Origin of the sequence: Aeromonas sp. 84A (assembly GCF_051919345.1) — a bacterium.
Classification (GTDB): Bacteria; Pseudomonadota; Gammaproteobacteria; order Enterobacterales; family Aeromonadaceae; genus Aeromonas; species Aeromonas veronii.
Genome location: NZ_JBQBEW010000001.1, coordinates 2,147,244 through 2,162,618 on the forward strand (window position 1 = coordinate 2,147,244; position 15,375 = coordinate 2,162,618).

The window sequence follows — 15,375 nt, forward strand, 5'->3', positions numbered from 1 at the left end:
TTGAAACAATTTTGATTTTAATCGTTATGTTTCTGTATGCGAACATGTGCTTCTATATCTCCAGATAATCGCATTATCGGATGCGAAAAAATTAACCTATATTTACCAACGTCAATATAAGCTGGAGGGTAACCATCAACATCTAAAACTCTTATTTTATCAAAAATATGTTCAATGCTGTTATTCATATCAATATTGCTTTGCTCATTTTTTCTACGCTCAAATAATGTGACATCCCCAATTTGTGGCATTGGCGTAGGGAGTTCATGCAATAGTTTATTCATCATTGATATGCTAGTGAGATAGATCCTTCTGAATACCTCCTCGCCACCGCCAAGTAGGGATACATCTTGGCGTAAATATATAGGGCCGGCATCTAGCTGATTTGTCATTTTAAGTGCCACTACTTGAGTGGTTTGATGTCCATTCAGCACCATATTCTGAATGGGGCTACCTCCTCTGCCGTAGGGTAAAGGAGTGCTATGAAAGCAGATGCATGTACATTCTTCAATTAACTTATTAGAAACAATCCATGACCAATGTGGAAAAAAAATCAAATCTATATTTTTTTTAGACAACAAGAGTAAATCGTCTTGATATTTACAAATATAAGTTGCATTGTTAAGCAACGCAGGTGATTTTTCCTGTAGCAAATGCCAGAATGAGTCGCTTTTGCAAGCAATAGCATATTTCATTTACAGCGACCTCGATTTAATTATTTCAAAAGCTTCTGAATAATTAAAGCCAGCCTGAGAGCCTCTAACTCTATTTATATTTTCTATGGAGGAAATTGATCTTGGGTGAGGTATATCTCTCATCTCCATCCAATAACAGTTGAGCGCTTCAACTTTTTTATGCATAAACTTATCGATGTTTACAAATAAGTTAGGGTTAAAGGTACGAACTCCCCATTCTGTTGAGGATGCAATTTCATAAGCTCTTATTTCTTGCCATGACTCATTTGGCTGAGCTCTAAAAGCAACTAATGTTGCCTCATGAACTCGCCTATGATTGATGTTAAGATCTGCAGACGAATGAGTATATATTATATCAGGAGATATATGTTTTTTTACTTCCTCTATATATCTTGCTAATTCGAGGAGTGGCACAGTGTCAAGCATATTATCTGGAAATTGACCTCTTCCAATCCAAGTGAATCCAATGGTTTTGGCTGCTAGATCAGATGCTTGCTTTCTCTCTTGCGATAAATTTTCATCGTCAATATTATTTACTCTGGCACCGATACCATTAGTAAATGATAATACATATACAATATCACCTTGGTTAATGTGTTTGGCAATAGTGCCACCACACCCAATGGTTTCATCATCAGGATGGGCTGATATAACTAAAATAATTTTTCCCTTATAATTCATCTCTCCTCCTATTTTTAGTAAGTTCCATTTCTAGATACTCCTCATTTGAGTCTCTCTCGAGGAAGTTAGATTTTTTATATAGTTTAAAAGCTACATCATTAGTTACTTTTACACACAAATTTAGCTTTTCTAAATTTGCAATATCAAATGCGATATATTCTATTGCCTGAAGTATTTTATTTCCAAACCCTAACCATTTATCACTAGGGTGTCTATATATGTCTAACCAGGCCTCTTTTTTTATCCAATCGATTCTATGTAAAGATGTAGAACCCATGATTTGATTTCATAGAAAACCGCATAGTTTAAATTGCAAGGATCCTGTTCTTGACTTTTGATGAAGTTCATATGAGAGGATATTGATATACGCTTTGTGTCATGCATTTCTTTGCGAACTTTATATCTATTCCTTATAGATAAAATAGTTATTTTTTCAGATTTATTTAATTGAGTGAATGGGATTAATGTCAACTCTCTATAAGTGATAGCTGTAGACATTTTTGAATAATAAAAAAGTACGTGAGATAGTCGTTGTGCCCCGTCAGGAATAGGATATTTACTCATGTTCACAACATGATTTTTTCTTGTTTGAAAGTCATTTAATATCGACATAGAGGTTCTTATTTTTTCTATAAGATTATCATTTTCCCAGTTGTCAATAATTTCAAATAAGTTATGGCTAGAGATACTCTCTAGTTGTGAAGACTGGTTTTCGGCTGTTTTTATAATAATGGAAGGTAGTAAAGATGCTATTAGCTCAAAAATTGTCTGCCCTGCAGCACAAATAGATATGTCACTTTGATACATTAACTCCGCTACCTGTTTGGCGCTAAGGTTAGAGTAATAGATACAATTTGATGAACATGCTGTCTGTATATTTGTTATTATGTGTATTGTTGCGGTTGGATATATGTCTTTTGTGATGTTAACTATACGGTTAGTTATCCCCAGAATATCTGTTCCACCCATCATAATAAGAATGTTATTAATGGTTTTCTTTAGTGTTTTATTCCTTTTACGGATGTCAATAAAATCTGGTCTGATGGGTTGCCATGATGTGCCGATGAGCCAGCGAGATGGATTGTTTGTAATTTTAGTTACGTTTGGTGTGGGATGTATAACTAGACCTTTTGGATATTTCACGCGAAAAGTATCATCAATATATGCTGTTATTTTAAAAAACGATGATAATTTTTTAAGTTGTGTTACTGATGCAGCATAGCTATCTATAATAGCAATATCCATGTTCAAGGAAATCGTTATTTTTTCGAACTGCCATTGTTTCCATACTACGTTATTCCCATTAATAAACTGATGTGCAATTGAATCGCCATCAATCACCCATTGAACTTTACCACCTAATTTTTCCCATGCAGTGGCATATGAATGACATCGACTTAGATGCCCCAAGCCTCTCTGTTGGTCACCCTCGGTAAAAATCCAAAGTGTCATCATTTAGCGTACCTTGAACACTGGCTGTATAGGTTTGCCGTGTAGTTTGGCAGTTAGAGATTTATCGTGATCATGGTGGATTAGCGCTGGCAGTATGTCGCGATAGGCGGCCAGCAAAGCGGCCACATCCTGTTCGCTGTGGGCCAGATTCATATTGTGACTGCCAAGGGTGAGGATCCCTCGCTTGCACAACTCCTGGATCAGATAGCTCTTGAGAAGCCAGGTAGAGTGGTTTACTGAATCCGCAACCAGCAGAAAGCTCCAGCTCGGATGTCCGGCGGTATGCAGCCAGTCCGGGGCATCGATCTCTTTTAGCAAGCTATCGAGCCCATCCAGTACCTGTTGTCCCCGCTCTGCAAGCCTCTTTGGTACATCCAGTCGCCGCATCTTTTTGATGACGGCGTTGGCCGCAGCGAGGGCAATTACATCCCCGCCGAAGGTGCCGGAGAAGAAGATATCTTCCATCCGTTTCATATATTGGCGGCGGCCAACAACGGCGGAAATCGGGAAACCATTGGCCATGCCTTTGCCGAACGCAGCAAGATCCGGCGTCACACCAAAGAGGCTCTGTGCCCCGCCCAAGTGGTAGCGAAAACCGGTAATGGTCTCATCAAAGATGAGTAGTGCGCCATGGGCATCGCAGAGTTGGCGCAGACCAGGCAGAAAATCCGGGGTTGGCCAGGTTACATTCATCGGTTCCAGAATGACGGCTGCAAACTCGCCCGGGTGAGCTTCCAGCAGGCACTGCAGCGAGGCAAGATCGTTGTAGTCAAATCTGTGGGTCAGCTCTCTCACGCACTCGGGGACCCCCAAATGGCGGGTGGTTGAGCCGATGTACCAGTCTTGCCAGCCATGATAGCCACAGACGGCTACCCGCTCGCGGCCTGTGACTGCTCTGGAGAGCCTGATACAGGCTGAGGTGGCATCAGTCCCGTTTTTGCCAAAGCGAACCATTTCGGCGCAGGGGATGAGCTCAATGAGCTGTTCAGCGACTTCAGTTTCCAGCCGGTGGGGAAGGGAGAAGATCGAACCAAGACTGAGTTGCTCCATTACCGCTTCATTCACATCCGGATCGCAATATCCAAGACTGATGGCCAGTAGGCCGCTGGCAAAATCAAGATACTCGTTGCCATCTACATCCCAAACATGCGCCCCATTGCCGCGCTCGATAAAGAGTGGGGCGGCGCCATAGGGGAAACAGAGGCGACTTTTGGAGAAGGTTTGGGAGCCGAGTGGAATGCTCTGTTCCGCACGTGCCGAGAGAGCGAGTGAATGTTGATAACGTGAAGTCATATATGATTCTCCTTGGCCAGCGAATTAGCCAATCCTTCGTTGCGCTTGTGCCGGGTATTAAGTGTTGTCAGCTCCGGCTGCTGCGCCAGCAGGGCGAGGATATCGTCGGTCGTAAAGGTTGGGTTGGCAGGATAGAGAGCCTGATAAATTCGCTCTACCAGTTCAAAGTCGGCAGGCTCATCGACAGTCCAGCGCAGGTGGGCCAGAGAAGGCGAGCGCTGTAGTTCGCCGATAGAAAACTGTTCGGAATGACAGCGAACGTAATAGGTGACATGTTCCCGCTCGGTCTGCGTGGCGGCCTTTTCCTGCAAGGTTGCCAGAGTCGCTCCACTCATGATCTCGGCATCCAGCCCATCCGGATAACTAGGGTTGCCGCAGTTGCTGCTGTAGTCGAACTTGCCCGAGAGATGGAGGGCTATCAGCTCGTCTATTACCATAGGGTCAGCCAGTGGGCAGTCACCAGTGAGACGCACAACATGGGTCGGACTGTAGGGTTGGGCCGCCAGATAGAAACGCAGCAACACATCGTCAAGTGGACCGCAGAAACAGGGGATATTCAACCTCTCGCACAGCTCGGCAATGGCGCGATCTTCCGACTGATCGCTGGTGGCAACCAGCAGCTTGTCCAGTAGCTTGCTCTGTTGCAACCGTTCAATCTGCCTTGCCAGCATGGGTTCGCCCAGCAGTTCCTTTAGTACCTTGTTGGGCAGGCGGGAAGAACTGGTTCTGGCCTGCAGAATACCCAAGATCATCGTGTTCTCCAGAGTCCGGGGTTGATAAGTTCCTGTTCCATAGACGCCAGGTGTGCGATATCGGCCTCGTAGCACTCGTGCTGTACTTGACTGGCCGCAACGATGGCGGCCAGCTCTTGGGCATGACAAACACCGACAACAAAGCGGCTCACCTGTGGTAGGGCAGTCATGATGGAGAGGGCTCTGCCAAGCGGGGCCACCGAGGGATGCCAGTGGTCAAACCGTTCAAGTGCGGTAGCGAAACGCTGAAAATAGTCAGGTCGCTGCGCTGGTTGCATCAATAACAGGCCCTGTAAAAAGAGCGAGCGAACATGGATTTCACACCCCATATCTACCAGTTTGTCGAGCCATCCAGTGCGTAAAAAGCGTTGATCGAGCAAATTGGCAGGTAATTGCACCAGTTCCAGAGGATAGCCAGCTGCGATCCAGGTATCGAGCTCCTCCGGGGAGTAGACGGAGATCCCGAGTTTTCCGATCGCGCCCTGTTGCTGCAAATCGGTGAGTAACTCGAACAAGGCAGGTGAGGCATCTTGGCTACGGTGCAGCAGCAAACCATCGAGCCGTTTTCGCCCCAGCCAATGCAAGCTGTTGTTGAGCGCTGCCTTAACATCGGACAGCGGTAGCCCTGGTGCCAGCTTGTCGATGAGAGTGAAGTCGGTGATATCTCTTTGCCCCAGCCTCTGCTCGGCATTGCCATAGGCTTGCGCCGTATCCAGGGTATCGATACCTGCTTGACGAGCTAACGCAATGATCGCGTCGAGTTCCTCATCGCTGACTTGTCCGTCGTGATTGCTGATCCCGTAATCCAGACCGAATTGCACTGTGCCCAGAGCTAGCCGCATAGTGCCTGCTCCAGCGCATCTACGACCTGTTGCTGCTCTGAGAGAGTCAGAGCCGGGAACAGTGGAAGAGAGATTGCTCCCTGATAGTAGGCTTGTGCGCCCGGATAGGCTGCTGGATCATGTCCCAGCCCACGGTAGTAGGGCTGGGCTGGGATAGGAATATAGTGAACGTTGACGCCAATGCCGGCAGCACGCAGGCGGGCAAACACCTGATCGCGTTCAGCCACCTGAATGACATAGAGGTGATAACCGCTCTGGCGATTATTACTCTGCTGCAACGGCTGGACTGGCAAGGGGGATAACAGCGCGTCATATCGCCTGGCAAGTTCACGACGCTGGGTAATGAACTGGTCAAGACGGCTCAACTGACTAAGCCCTAGTGCCGCCTGAATGTCGGTCAAGCGATAGTTGAAGCCCAGAAGTTGTTGCTCGTAATACCACTCTCCGGGAGAGGGCATGAGCAGCGCTTGCGGATCTCGAGTGATTCCATGGCTGCGATAGAGTTGCAATTTGTCGGCCAGCACCTGATCTCGGGTGGTGACAGCGCCTCCTTCTGCGGTCGTAATCGGTTTGACCGGATGAAAGCTGAAGACCGTCATATCGCTGTGACGGCAACTACCGATAGGTGACCCCTGATAGTGGGCACCCAGTGCATGGCAGGCATCCTCGATCAGAATGATTCCGTACTGGCGACAGAGCGCACCGATCTCTTCGAGATCGCAGGGCTGTCCGGCCAGATGTACAGCAATCAGCGCTTTTGGAAGGGAGTGGGTGAGCACTGCTTGCTGCAGTTTCTTATCCAGTGCCACTACATCGAGGTTACCGGTAGCAGGGTCAACGTCGACAAAATCAACGTTGGCATTGCAGTAGCGAACGCAGTTCGCCGACGCAACAAAACTGACCGCAGAAACCCAAACTGTATCTTGGGCGCCAATATCCAGTACTGCGCAGGCCAGATGAAGCGCAGTGGTGCCGTTACTGCAAGCAACCACATGCGGCACTTGGCAGTAATCGGCCAGTCCTTGTTCGAAAGCAGGAACGGCTTGGCCTTGGGTCAGATAATCAGATTTCAGTACGGCAACGACGGCTTCTATATCGGCATCGCTGATCGATTGGCGGCCATAAGGGATCATTCGGACAATACCTGCTGGTTCATGCTCTGTAGTTCGGCTATCGACAGAAAGTACTGATTATTTAGGGAATTGTATTCAAAGCCCGGTGCAACCAGTGTGGCTGTTTCACCCAGAGCATTAACGCTGAAATCATTGTTGCGGCTGGTGAAGCTGATGCTGGGGGCAATCACGTAGTAATCATTGAATTCATAAGTGTGGAAAGAGTCGTCAGCCGGACACATCACCTCGTGCAGCTTCTCCCCGGGGCGGATACCGATGATCTCCTGCTTAAGTGCCGGTGCCATGGCTGCTGCCAGATCGGTGATCTTGACCGACGGGATTTTCGGCACGAACAGTTCGCCACCGCGCATACGCTGGAAGTTACTAAGAACAAAATCTACGCCTTGCTGCAAGGTCAGCCAGAAGCGGGTCATCTCGGGGTGGGTGATAGGCAGCGTACTGACGCCGCTCTTGATCAGATTGTCGAAGAAGGGAACCACGGAGCCCCTTGAGCCGACCACGTTGCCATAACGTACCACCGAGAAGATGGTCGGGTTCTTGCCCGCCATATTGTTGGCAGCGACAAAGAGCTTGTCAGAACAGAGCTTGGTTGCTCCGTAAAGGTTGATCGGGTTGGCAGCCTTGTCGGTCGAGAGTGCAATGACCTTCTGCACGCCATTGTTGAGTGCTGCCTTGATGACGTTTTCGGCTCCTCCAACGTTGGTCTTGATGCACTCCATCGGGTTGTATTCGGCAGCTGGCACTTGCTTGAGCGCCGCGGCATGCACCACAAAGTCGACATCGCGCATAGCCATGTCGAGGCGCTCGGCATCGCGAACATCGCCGATAAAATAGCGCATGCAGGGATGGTTGAAACGCTGCTGCATTTCAAACTGCTTGAGCTCATCACGGGAGTAGACGATCAGTCGTGCGGGTTGGTAGCGGGATAGCACGGTTGCAATGAATTTCTTGCCAAATGACCCCGTGCCACCGGTAACCAGGATTGTTTTTCCATTAAACATGACGGTGTCCCATGATGAAAATTGGTATCTATAGAATTCTAAAGCACTTTTTATGCCATTTGCAGACGTATATTGGCAGGCGTGATCTGAATGGCTGTTTTTTGGCTACTTGCTGTTGGGTTTGGTAATAGCTTGGCAAACCTGCTCCACTGCATTGAGGGCTCTCGGGGTGAACCGGTGTAGCTCATCCGAGTTGATCAAATCGAGTCGCTGATGCTGCACCGCGTCGAGATTTGGCCACTTTCGCCAGTGACGCAGGGTGTCAGGATCTTGACTCCCCGCCAGGATCAGCGATGGGTTGGCTCTGATCACCTGTTCCATGTCCACTTGAGGGTAAGGGGTCTTGGCATTCGCCATGATGTTGATCCCGCCGCAGAGTTCGATGGCCTGAGCCGGCCAGGCATTGCCACTGACGCTGGTGAGTGGCGGGTACCAGAGCTGGTAGAACACCTTGACACCGGTTGGTTGGCCATAACGCTGTTGCAGGGAATGCAGGCGTGCCAGATAGCGATCGGCGGCTTCGTTGGCGCTCTTTTCCACCCCCAGTAATTTGCCCAGCGCCCGCATCTCTACGGCCAGCGAGGCAAAATCGGTAGGCTCAGAGTAGAAAACCGGGATACCCAGCTGCTCCAACGGGGCCAGCATCCGTGATTGAGCCGAGCGCCAGCCGAGAATGAGATCCGGCTTTTGCGCCAGCACTGCCTCGACGTTGATGCTGCGATAATTCGCCACCTTTGGCTTGGTTTTGACCTCGGCTGGGTAGTCGGAAGCATCGTCGATGGCCACCAGTTTGTCGCCGGCGTCAATCTCGTAGAGCAATTCGGTCAGGTGAGGAACAACGCTCACCACCCGGGTCGGCGTGGCGGCCAGCAGGGCACCGGGCAACCAGGCAAGCAGCACGCAGGGCAGCCAGATCGGCAAGCGCAACACTCTACCCATGAAATAACCCCGCTACCGTGACAACCAGCGCCAGTATCAACCAGCCCCAGCCGCACCCTTGCAGAATGTTGAGCACCTTGCGCGGTGTCTCGCTATCTGGCTCAGCACCCGTGCCGATGACGGGCCAGCGCTGGAGAGTCCCCTGATAGTAGCGAGGGCCACCAAGACGGATCCGGCACTTGTCTACCAGCAGAGTGAGCAGCATCCCCATGGCGGGATAGGGCCAGAGCGTGCCACTTCGCAGCAGCTGTGCGGCCTGTTTGAGACGGCTTGCCAGCAGTGGCAGCCCCAGCAGTAAAATGACGGAGGCATTGAGCCCCTGATAGAGCGCGCTGGCGGCGCGACCAAAGTGGTCGAAGGCGGGATCTTTGCGACTCCAGCTTTGATTCATCAGCTGCACCAGCCGCCAGAGCAGGGCGCCCTGTACGCCAGCTAGGGCAAATCCCAGCAGCGGGCCAGCCCATTGGCCGACCAGACGCAGGGCGCAGCTTTCCGCCACCGCTTTGGCGAGCCCCATGGCCGAGAGTTTGCCGGTCTCCCGTTTGAGCCAGGGGGCGGACTGCAATCTTGCCAGCGGCAGGGTCTCCTGGGTGGCGAGCGAGCGGGTGGCATGGGCGAGTTCGCGCAGTGGACGGGATTCGAGCATCAGCAGCAGGAACAGCAGATCGAAGACTGGCTCGCTCAGGGCCAGATTGCGCAGCGACCAGAGCCCGGCGGCGCAGGGGAGCCAGACTACCAGCATTGCCAGCAGGCCGGCCTGCATTTGCTGGCCGGGTGAACCATCGGGTCTGTGTACCTTGTGCCCCAGCTTGGTCAGCAGGGGCGTGACGGCCGAAAGACGCAGATGGGATGGCCACGGGATCACCGCCTCCAGTAGGGCAGCCCCCACCAGAATGGCCGCCGTCGTCGAAGGGAGGGCGTCGGCCATCAAATCAAGCGAGCCGGTCTCGATCACAGCTTGCCGAGCATCTTGATAATCACTTCGGCGGAGTGCTTGCCGGCTACTTCGATGAAGGCATCGAAGGATTCAACCTGTTCCTTGCCGGCGATATCGGACATGGCGCGCACCACCAGATAGGGCACTTTGAACATGTGGCACACCTGACCGATGGCGGCACCTTCCATCTCGACCGCCAGCATCTGCGGGAAGTCGGCGCGAGCCTTGGCGATGGCGTCCGGTTTGCACATGAACTGATCGCCGGTACAGATAAGGCCAACCTTGGTCTGGTGCTTGCCCTGCTCGGCGATGCAATCCTGAGCGACCGCGATGAGCTTCTCGTCGCAGGGGAAGGCGGCGGGTTGCTGCGCCATCTGGCCCATCTCGTAACCAAAGGCGGTCACGTCGACATCGTGGAAACGCATCTCGCTGGCGATCACCACATCACCGATGTGCAGGTCTTGGGCAAAGCCGCCCGCAGAGCCGGTATTGATGACGCAGTCGGGGGCAAATTTTTCCAGCAGCAGGCTGGTGGCCACGCTGGCGGCAACCTTACCGATACCGGAGCGGGTCAGGATCACCTCTTTGCCTGCCAGCATCCCTTGATAGAACTCGCAGCCGCCCAGTTGCAGGGTGGTGGGGTTGCTCATCTGGCTGCGCAGCAGGGCTACTTCTTGCTCCATGGCGCCGATAATACCTACTTTCATTGCTGACCTCGTCTTGATAGCCGTGTGGCTGAATTTAAGTTGCTGTAGATCATAACAAAAGATGGCGTCGGCGCCGAGAGGCACAAGCGAAAGGAGAGATGAAGCGCGGCGCTCCATATGGGAGCGCCGCAGGTGACAAAAAGCATTGATGAGAGAGGAGGGAGGGCCTTTAGCCGAGCGCGGTGTCGAGGGTCATCATCAGGGCAAAGCCTGCCATCAGGCCGAGGGTGGCATAGGTCTGGTGACCGTTGCGGTGGGTCTCCGGGATCACCTCGTGCGAGACCACAAACAGCATGGCGCCGGCGGCGAGCCCAAGTCCGATGGGGTAGGCGATGGCAAGGCCGCTGGAGAGCCCGACCCCGAGCAGGGCGCCAACCGGTTCGAGCAGGCCGCTGGCGATGGCAACCAGCACGGCGACAGAGGGGCGAAAACCGGCGGCGCACATGGCCAGCGCTACCGCCAGTCCTTCGGGAATATCCTGCAGTGCGATGGCGGTGGTGAGTGGCAGCCCCACCGACATATCCCCCTGCGAGAAGCTGACCCCGATGGCCATCCCCTCCGGCAGGTTGTGCAGGGCGATGGCAAAGACGAACAGCCAGACCCTAGAGCACTGCTCATGGCCGGGGCCGCAGGGGCCGGTTTTGTCATGTTCGTGCGGGGTGAACTGATCCAGCCCCAGCATCAACAGCACCCCGAGGGTCATGCCGACCACCACCACGGCGGCGGCGCTAAAGCCGTTGCCGGTGATCCCCTCGGCGGCCTCCAGCCCCGGCAGCAGCAGGGAGAAGGCACTTGCGGCCAGCATCATGCCGGCGGCAAAGCCCAGCATGGTGTCCTCTACCTTTTGCGGCACCGCTCGCAGGAATAGAGCGGGCAGGGCGCCGATGGCGGTGGCGGCAAACCCGGCAGCACCACCGACAAGGCCGTAGCGCACGCCGCTGGTCACTTCGCCGGTAGCGAGCATGATGAGACTCTGCAACAGCAGCGACAAGACCGCAGCCAGCGCGATAAAGAGGCCGAGAGCGGTGAGCGGGCGGCTTTGCATCTGGCTGCGCAGTTGCTGTGACCAGGATAACGGAGGAAGAGCTGAGAGATGGTCCATGGCATGACCTCGAGTGTGCAAAGTGGATGGTGGCATTACATCCACTTGGCCGCCCCTTGTCTATGTCTGCAAGGCGATTGCCGCTATCGAAAAATGGCGTCAGGTGAATATGAAGTTTTTTGTGATCCGGCTCCGATTGTTGGTTTTTTTAAGTTGCTTTTAATTTTTAAAGAAAAGTGAGGGCGTGGTCGCTTTGTGCTAGAGTGCGCGCCTTTGCGGAACTCTACCTTCCCGGTGTTCTGCATTTTTTCCCGTCAGGAAGGTCCGGGGATTTGCTCATAGGGACGTGATCGCCACACTCCATTCGCCTGTCAGCAGTAGAGGATCACCCGCCACTATGTTTTACAAGAATCTCTCCATTGGCAAAAAGATTGCCGTGGTTTTTGCGGTCATTGCCGCAGTCAACGTTCTCTTCGGTGTTTTTCTCTCCAGCGAATTGCGCGGTGTGCGTGATCGGGTGCTGAACTTTACCGACTCTACGCTGCCGAGTGTCCTGTCGGTCGAAACCCTGCTCTATGACGTCTCCTATGTCCGTCGTGCCCAATTTGCCTTGCTGATGGTGAACGATGCCGCTGATCTGCAGGCTCGCCGCAGCCGGATCCAGCAGAATATCCAGAAAGTAGACAACGCATTTCACGCCTATGAGGCGACCGTCGGTGCTGATCATGAGCGTCAGGTGTTTAATCAGGCCAAACAACAGTGGCTCAGTTACCAACGTGCAGTGAACGAGTTTGATCAACTGCTGGTACAAGGACAACAAGAGCAAGCCAAGGCACAGTTATTTGCCTCGAATGCTGCTTTTGGTTCTTTGGAGCGGGCAGTTAATGCTCTGATCGATGTGAACCTCGGTTTTGTGAAGGAAAACCGCAGCAGCTTGCTTGGCAGCGTCAGTATGGTGACCACTTTCGCCATGGTGAGCATTGGTGCTCTGCTGGTGTTCATGGTGGTGATGACCTGGTTTCTGACCCGCCAGATCTGCCTGCCGCTGCAAGCGGTAGTGGCTCAGGCCAACGCCATTGCCGCCGGCGATCTGACTCATCAGCTGGAGCGTCAGCATATCGGCCGCGACGAGCTGGGCATGCTGGCCAAAGCTTCCCTCAAGATGCAGGACAACCTGCGTGGTCTGATTGAAGAGGTGGTGGCTGCGGTTACCCAGTTGGGGGCGGCGATTGACGAAGTGAGTGCGGTTTCCGAACAGTCTGCCAAGGGTATTCAGAGCCAGCAGCAAGAGATTTCGCTGGTGGCGACGGCCATGACCCAGATGAAAGCGACCGTTGCTGATGTGGCGGGCAATACAGAGCACACTTCTGAGTCTGCCAGTGCGGCTAATACCTTGGCCCGCAAAGGTAATCAGGATGTGCAGCGTTCGCTGGTGGCGATCACCCGTGTGGCGGAAGAGATTGAGCAGGCTGGCACGCTGGTGGCCGAACTGGAGCGTGAATCCGCCCAGATCAACGTAGTGGTCGATGTCATTCGCAGCATTGCCGATCAGACCAATCTGCTGGCTCTCAATGCCGCCATTGAGGCAGCCCGTGCCGGTGAACAGGGCCGTGGCTTTGCGGTGGTTGCCGATGAGGTGCGCACCCTGGCGGGCCGCACCCAGGCCTCTACCGGCGAGATCGTCGCCATCATCGAAACCCTGCAGTCTCGCGCCAATCAGGCGAAAGAGGTGACCGGGCTGAGCTGTGACATGATCCGTCAGTGCGTCACCCAAAGCGAGCAGACCGGCACCGGTATCCAGCAGATTGAAGAAGCGGTGGCGCAGATCGCCGATATGGCGATCCAGATTGCCAGCGCTTGTGGTGAGCAGGATGCTGTGTCTGATGAGCTGGGTCGCAATGTTGAGCGGATCAACGAATCCGCCAATGAGGTGGCGCAGGGGGCGGATCATACTGCCCGCGCCTGTCTGGAGCTGAGCCAGCTGGCGGTGGGTCTGAAGCAGACCATCGGTCGCTTCCGCCTCGCCTGATAAAGGGGCTGGCGTACGCCGGCCTCTTCATTCATAAAAGTCGGGGCGCTTTGTATGTCCTCATGACACCCGGCCATGTGCCGGGTGTTTTTTTATCTGGCGATGGGGACGAGGCCAGATGGTCGGGGTTCTTCGCAAGGGGATGAAGGTCAGGGCAACAAACAGGGGGCAGATGATTATCCCGGCCTGTGCGCGGTGATATTCAAGAAGGTTGGTTAAAGCGTATTTGCTAACGAGAGAAGAGCGACGAACGGTTTTGGGGATGGGGAACGGGGCGAGCGGTTGGGGTGTGCGCTACGGGGAAGAAGAGCATAAGCAGTTGGTTGGAATGCCCGAACAGGGCATATCGCAGCAATAAAAAAACCGGCTTGCGCCGGTTTTTTTATCTGTCTGCTCGAAGGCAGGCTTATTTGGCCAGAGACTCCGGCAGCTCTTCGCGGATCTTGCCCAGCATCTCTTTCAGGACGCGCGGGTTGGCAACCACGATGTTGCCGGAGTTTTCGTAGTTGTGACCGCCTACGAAGTCGGTGACGATGGCGCCAGCTTCTTTGGCCAGCAGTTCACCGGCAGCGGTGTCCCAGGGCTTGAGGCCGATTTCCCAGAAACCGTCGACGCGACCGGCAGCCACGTAGGCCAGATCCAGTGCGGCAGAGCCGGAGCGACGGATGTCGGCACATTCGATGAACATGCTCTGGAACATTTTCAGGTAGGACTCGATGTGGTGCTTTTGTTTGTAGGGGAAACCGGTAGCCAGTACGGTGCCAGCCAGCTCTTTGGCTTTGCCGACACGGATACGGTAGCCGTTCAGCTGGGCGCCGCTACCACGAGTAGCAGTAAACAGTTCGTCACGGATGGGATCGTAAACAACGGCTTGTTCGGTTTTGCCTTTCACGCGCAGGGCGATGGAGACCGCAAAGTGCGGAATGCCTTTGACAAGGTTGGTCGTGCCATCCAGTGGGTCAATGATCCATTGGTAGTCCGGATTGGTACCGGCAATCTCACCAGACTCTTCAGCAACAATGCTGTGCTCCGGGTAAGATTTTTTGATGGTGTGAATGATGGCCGCTTCGGCTTCACGGTCAACGTTGGTCACGAAGTCATTGCTGCCTTTTTGGATAGCCTCAATGTTCTCGGGCTGGGAGAAGGCTTTTACTACAACTTGACCGGCGTTGCGCGCAGCGCGCACGGCGATATTCAGCATCGGATGCATAGGTTCACCACTGGATGTTAAAGAACGGGGGATAAAAGGACGCGGTATGATACCAGTATTTTGTGCGATGGCAACTGTTATCCCCCTACGACCAATTGATTACCACTGCCAGATTTGACGGCTCCAATATAGACCAGATCTGCGCTAGTCTTATCCCAGCAGCCGGATACAGGCTGTCATGAGCATAGGGATGTGAACCATGAATTTGTCATTAGTGAGTCAAAAAGTGTCTACTGCCAGCGAGGGACTGCTGGCCATCTTGCGGTCATAACCCGAGTATGGTGATCACTTTGCCCACATCACCGTGACCCCCCTGGCCCAGTGGCAACCGGCCAAGACGGAGGCGGCGATCCTGCTGATCGACGGCGATGCGCCCTGGCAGGATGCCGGATTTGCCCGGGGAGAGGATGAGACGATCGGTTTGCCGGTCTTGCCGCTGCTGATCCGCAAGGGGGACAAGGAGCTGACGGTCTGCGGGCCGGATGTGCGTGACCCCCGTTTCTATTTTGTCTCAAACGGCATCGTGCTGGATGAGTCGGAGCTGGCCGAGCCTGCCTGCAGCCGGGTGCTGTTGCGCAAGCTGGAGTCCTACTTCCCGCTGCTTTCCCGCCTGATCATGCTGCGCCAGCGCAAGCCGGTCGCCGTGATTAACTAATATCTAC

At 53.2% G+C, this 15,375-nt stretch carries 16 protein-coding genes; 2 read left to right on the forward strand and 14 right to left on the reverse strand.

All coding sequences use genetic code 11. From position 1 onward, the window contains the following. Positions 1 to 17: 17 nt before the first annotated feature. From ACTG20_RS09875 to ACTG20_RS09935, 13 genes are all read right to left on the reverse strand, one after another. Positions 18 to 695: a formyltransferase family protein gene (locus tag ACTG20_RS09875; protein ID WP_194495720.1), complete on the reverse strand. Its 678-nt coding sequence runs from the start codon at positions 693 to 695 to the stop codon at positions 18 to 20. After that, positions 696 to 1,376 (reverse strand): PIG-L deacetylase family protein, encoded by a 681-nt coding sequence (locus tag ACTG20_RS09880; RefSeq protein ID WP_439987611.1) that lies wholly within the window; start codon positions 1,374 to 1,376, stop codon positions 696 to 698. It lies immediately after the preceding gene. Then, a complete protein-coding gene (locus ACTG20_RS09885; RefSeq protein ID WP_440007999.1) occupies positions 1,366 to 1,653 on the reverse strand; it encodes a hypothetical protein in 288 nt (95 codons plus the stop codon). The genes ACTG20_RS09880 and ACTG20_RS09885 overlap by 11 nt, the downstream gene beginning before the upstream one ends. Next, positions 1,617 to 2,831 (reverse strand): hypothetical protein, encoded by a 1,215-nt coding sequence (locus ACTG20_RS09890; RefSeq protein WP_440008001.1) that lies wholly within the window; start codon positions 2,829 to 2,831, stop codon positions 1,617 to 1,619. The genes ACTG20_RS09885 and ACTG20_RS09890 overlap by 37 nt, the downstream gene beginning before the upstream one ends. Then, positions 2,832 to 4,121 carry an aminotransferase class III-fold pyridoxal phosphate-dependent enzyme gene (locus ACTG20_RS09895; RefSeq protein ID WP_194495717.1) on the reverse strand — a complete coding sequence of 430 codons (1,290 nt, stop codon included), beginning with the start codon at positions 4,119 to 4,121 and terminating at the stop codon, positions 2,832 to 2,834. Continuing rightward, positions 4,118 to 4,873: a cytidylyltransferase domain-containing protein gene (locus ACTG20_RS09900; protein WP_113739249.1), complete on the reverse strand. Its 756-nt coding sequence runs from the start codon at positions 4,871 to 4,873 to the stop codon at positions 4,118 to 4,120. The genes ACTG20_RS09895 and ACTG20_RS09900 overlap by 4 nt, the downstream gene beginning before the upstream one ends. After that, positions 4,870 to 5,715, reverse strand: coding sequence for an aldo/keto reductase (locus tag ACTG20_RS09905; protein ID WP_194495716.1), 846 nt, complete (start codon positions 5,713 to 5,715; stop codon positions 4,870 to 4,872). Before ACTG20_RS09905 ends, ACTG20_RS09900 begins: the two co-directional genes overlap by 4 nt. Continuing rightward, complete coding sequence (pseC, locus tag ACTG20_RS09910; RefSeq protein ID WP_194495715.1) at positions 5,706 to 6,848, reverse strand: UDP-4-amino-4,6-dideoxy-N-acetyl-beta-L-altrosamine transaminase; 1,143 nt, start codon at positions 6,846 to 6,848, stop codon at positions 5,706 to 5,708. Before pseC ends, ACTG20_RS09905 begins: the two co-directional genes overlap by 10 nt. Continuing rightward, positions 6,845 to 7,849, reverse strand: coding sequence for a UDP-N-acetylglucosamine 4,6-dehydratase (inverting) (pseB, locus tag ACTG20_RS09915; protein WP_439987613.1), 1,005 nt, complete (start codon positions 7,847 to 7,849; stop codon positions 6,845 to 6,847). The genes pseC and pseB overlap by 4 nt, the downstream gene beginning before the upstream one ends. Before the next feature lie 105 nt (positions 7,850 to 7,954). Continuing rightward, positions 7,955 to 8,788 carry a cobalamin-binding protein gene (locus tag ACTG20_RS09920; RefSeq protein WP_194495713.1) on the reverse strand — a complete coding sequence of 278 codons (834 nt, stop codon included), beginning with the start codon at positions 8,786 to 8,788 and terminating at the stop codon, positions 7,955 to 7,957. Next, complete coding sequence (locus ACTG20_RS09925; protein WP_194495712.1) at positions 8,781 to 9,743, reverse strand: cobalamin biosynthesis protein CobD/CbiB; 963 nt, start codon at positions 9,741 to 9,743, stop codon at positions 8,781 to 8,783. The genes ACTG20_RS09920 and ACTG20_RS09925 overlap by 8 nt, the downstream gene beginning before the upstream one ends. Then, the gene (gene mtnN, locus ACTG20_RS09930; RefSeq protein ID WP_040067225.1) at positions 9,740 to 10,432 is read right to left on the reverse strand and encodes a 5'-methylthioadenosine/S-adenosylhomocysteine nucleosidase; all 693 of its coding nucleotides are present in this window, start codon (positions 10,430 to 10,432) and stop codon (positions 9,740 to 9,742) included. The genes ACTG20_RS09925 and mtnN overlap by 4 nt, the downstream gene beginning before the upstream one ends. 169 nt (positions 10,433 to 10,601) lie before the next feature. Further along, entirely contained in the window at positions 10,602 to 11,534 is a 933-nt protein-coding gene (locus tag ACTG20_RS09935) for a ZIP family metal transporter (RefSeq protein ID WP_194495711.1), read from the reverse strand. A gap of 337 nt (positions 11,535 to 11,871) precedes the next feature. Between ACTG20_RS09935 and ACTG20_RS09940 the strand changes: the two genes are divergently transcribed. Then, complete coding sequence (locus tag ACTG20_RS09940; RefSeq protein WP_158112290.1) at positions 11,872 to 13,503, forward strand: methyl-accepting chemotaxis protein; 1,632 nt, start codon at positions 11,872 to 11,874, stop codon at positions 13,501 to 13,503. Between the two features lie 406 nt (positions 13,504 to 13,909). On the opposite strand, the gene suhB is transcribed toward ACTG20_RS09940, so the two are convergent. Beyond that, the gene (suhB, locus tag ACTG20_RS09945) at positions 13,910 to 14,713 is read right to left on the reverse strand and encodes an inositol-1-monophosphatase (protein ID WP_005352992.1); all 804 of its coding nucleotides are present in this window, start codon (positions 14,711 to 14,713) and stop codon (positions 13,910 to 13,912) included. Between the two features lie 298 nt (positions 14,714 to 15,011). On the opposite strand from suhB, the gene ACTG20_RS09950 reads away from it, so the two are divergent. Further along, positions 15,012 to 15,368 carry a hypothetical protein gene (locus tag ACTG20_RS09950; protein ID WP_230599703.1) on the forward strand — a complete coding sequence of 119 codons (357 nt, stop codon included), beginning with the start codon at positions 15,012 to 15,014 and terminating at the stop codon, positions 15,366 to 15,368. The last annotated feature ends 7 nt before the right edge of the window (positions 15,369 to 15,375 follow it).

Coding starts and splice junctions, on each gene's coding strand:
- ACTG20_RS09940 (WP_158112290.1), top strand. CDS start 11,872: ATGTTTTACAAGAATCTCTCCATTGGCAAAAAGATTGCCGTGGTTTTT.
- ACTG20_RS09900 (WP_113739249.1), bottom strand. CDS start 4,873: ATGATCTTGGGTATTCTGCAGGCCAGAACCAGTTCTTCCCGCCTGCCC.
- ACTG20_RS09880 (WP_439987611.1), bottom strand. CDS start 1,376: ATGAATTATAAGGGAAAAATTATTTTAGTTATATCAGCCCATCCTGAT.
- ACTG20_RS09895 (WP_194495717.1), bottom strand. CDS start 4,121: ATGACTTCACGTTATCAACATTCACTCGCTCTCTCGGCACGTGCGGAA.
- ACTG20_RS09885 (WP_440007999.1), bottom strand. CDS start 1,653: ATGGGTTCTACATCTTTACATAGAATCGATTGGATAAAAAAAGAGGCC.
- ACTG20_RS09920 (WP_194495713.1), bottom strand. CDS start 8,788: ATGGGTAGAGTGTTGCGCTTGCCGATCTGGCTGCCCTGCGTGCTGCTT.
- suhB (WP_005352992.1), bottom strand. CDS start 14,713: ATGCATCCGATGCTGAATATCGCCGTGCGCGCTGCGCGCAACGCCGGT.
- ACTG20_RS09905 (WP_194495716.1), bottom strand. CDS start 5,715: ATGCGGCTAGCTCTGGGCACAGTGCAATTCGGTCTGGATTACGGGATC.
- ACTG20_RS09875 (WP_194495720.1), bottom strand. CDS start 695: ATGAAATATGCTATTGCTTGCAAAAGCGACTCATTCTGGCATTTGCTA.
- pseB (WP_439987613.1), bottom strand. CDS start 7,849: ATGTTTAATGGAAAAACAATCCTGGTTACCGGTGGCACGGGGTCATTT.
- mtnN (WP_040067225.1), bottom strand. CDS start 10,432: ATGAAAGTAGGTATTATCGGCGCCATGGAGCAAGAAGTAGCCCTGCTG.
- pseC (WP_194495715.1), bottom strand. CDS start 6,848: ATGATCCCTTATGGCCGCCAATCGATCAGCGATGCCGATATAGAAGCC.
- ACTG20_RS09935 (WP_194495711.1), bottom strand. CDS start 11,534: ATGGACCATCTCTCAGCTCTTCCTCCGTTATCCTGGTCACAGCAACTG.
- ACTG20_RS09890 (WP_440008001.1), bottom strand. CDS start 2,831: ATGATGACACTTTGGATTTTTACCGAGGGTGACCAACAGAGAGGCTTG.